General features: G+C 73.1%; 1 protein-coding gene and 1 pseudogene. Both read left to right on the plus strand.

Annotated elements, in window-relative coordinates; translation table 11 throughout:
* On the plus strand, window positions 1–1,669 hold a 1,669-nt coding region (locus G3N62_RS35230; protein ID WP_241013299.1), incomplete at its 5' end, for a condensation domain-containing protein.
* Window positions 1,659–2,018, plus strand: a pseudogene (locus G3N62_RS35235) (N-acetyltransferase); the annotation flags it as partial. The gene G3N62_RS35230 and the pseudogene G3N62_RS35235, both read left to right, overlap by 11 nt.

Below are 2,018 nucleotides of genomic sequence, written 5' to 3' on the forward strand. Positions count from 1 at the left end.
CCCCACCCCTCTCCGCTCCGCCGCGCCGCGGGGCTTCGCGGTGGCCACGCCCGACGCGCATGGCGTGTGGCCGCTGTCGCCCGCGCAGCTCGGCCTGTGGTTCCTGTGGCGCGCGCAGCCGGACAGTGCCGCGTACAACATTCCGGTTGCGCTGCGCGTGCGCGGCCCGCTCGACGTCGATGCGCTGCGCGCGGCGTTCGCGGATGCCGCCGCCGTTCATCCGGCATTGCGCGCGCGGCTCGTGGCGCGCAACGGCGCGCTGCCGGGCCAGCGGATCGACGCGGATGTTGACGTCGAACTGCCCGTGATCGACCTGTCGGCCCAGGCCGATGCGCTTGTCCGAGCCGCCGCACTGACCGACGAGGATGCCCTCGCGCCGTTCGACCTTGCGGCCGATGCGCCGCTGTGGCGTGCCCGCGTGCTGCGGCTCGACACGGACGACCACGTGCTGTCGGTGACGATCCATCACATCGTGTCGGATGGCGAATCGATCGAGCTGTGGCTCGATGCGGTGCGCACGCGTTATGTCGCTCGGGTGCACGGCGACGCGCTGCCGGCGCTGGACGCGATCCAGCCGGCCGCGCCGCTCGTGCTGCCCGCGCCGTGCCATCCGGCCCGCGTCGCGTATTGGCAGGATGCGCTGGCCGATCTGCCGTCGCGCGTGCTGCCGCAGCGTGCGGACGCGCCGGCCCATCCGCAATGGCGAGCGGCCCGTCTCGCATTCGAATTCGATGCGCACCTGATCCGCGCCGCACGCGACGCCGCATCGGCCGCGCACGCCACGTTGCCGATGCTGCTGCATGCGGCGCTCAATACCGCGCTGTTCCGCGTGACGGGCGCGGCCGACCAGCCGGTCGGCGTGCTGGCGTCGACGCGCGCGCTCACCGGCGATGCGGCCCGCGACGCGCTCGGTCTCTTCATCAACTCGGTCGTCGTGCGCACGCGGATCGACCCGGCAGACCGCCGCGCGGACGTGCTCGCGCAGGTGCGCGATACGGCGCTCGCCGCGTATGCGCATGCCGACGTGCCGTTTGCCGACGTCGTCGCCGCGCTGCGCGCACCGCGTGCCGCGCAGGCCAATCCGCTGTTCCAGGTGATGTTCAACTACCTGCGTCCGACCGGCGCGGCCGCGCGCGACTGGGCCGGTCTGTCGCTCGCCGAATTCGACGACGTGCGCCATCGCGTCGTGTTCACGCTGGAGCTGGACGTCGTCGAGCATCCGGACGGGCGCGTCAGCGCTGCGTTCTCGTATGCGGACGAACTGCTCGACCGCGGTTTCGTCGATGCGCTCGTCGATGTCTATCACGATGAAGTTGCGCGCTTCGCCGGTGCGTCGGAAGCGGCGCTCGGCGTGCCGGACGCACGCGACGCCGCGTTCGGCGCGCATGCACACGCGGCAGCACGGGGCCACGCGCCGTCGTCGCATGCGGCGGCGGTGCTGGCGGCCTTGTGGTCCGACACGTTCGCGACCGCCGCACCCGAGCCCGATGCGGACCTGTTCGAAGCCGGCGCGACGTCGTTCGACGTCGTGCGCTTCGTCGACGCGGCCGGCCGTGCCGGTCACGCGCTGACGGTCGCCGACGTGTTCGCGTCGCCGACGCTCGCAGCCCTCGGTGCACGGCTGGATGCGCGTGCGGAAACAGCACAGGAGGCGCGCCATGCTGGCTGAAGTGCGTCCGGACGGATTCACGATGCTCGATACGTACCGCCTCGCATTCGCGGACGGCCTGTTCGCGCTGCGCGACGGCACGGAGATCCGTGTCGCGCAGGGCGACGGCATCGGCGCGCAGCTGCTGCGCGCGCAACTCGGCGACGACGGTGCGCTGCGCCTCGTCGCATACAACCATCGCGCGGCGCCGGCCGACCAGCGGCGCGCGCTGCTGGCGGCGCTGGCCGCGGCGTTTTCGGACAGCGCGCGCCATGCGGCGATCCGGCTCGACCCGGCCGCATGGCCGGCGGTCGCGCTCGATGCGCTGCGCGCGAGCGGCGTGCTCGCCGACCGCGGCCGCTGCATGCGT

It is taken from the genome of Burkholderia sp. Tr-20355, from assembly GCF_017104685.1.
GTDB lineage: Bacteria > Pseudomonadota > Gammaproteobacteria > Burkholderiales > Burkholderiaceae > Burkholderia > Burkholderia seminalis.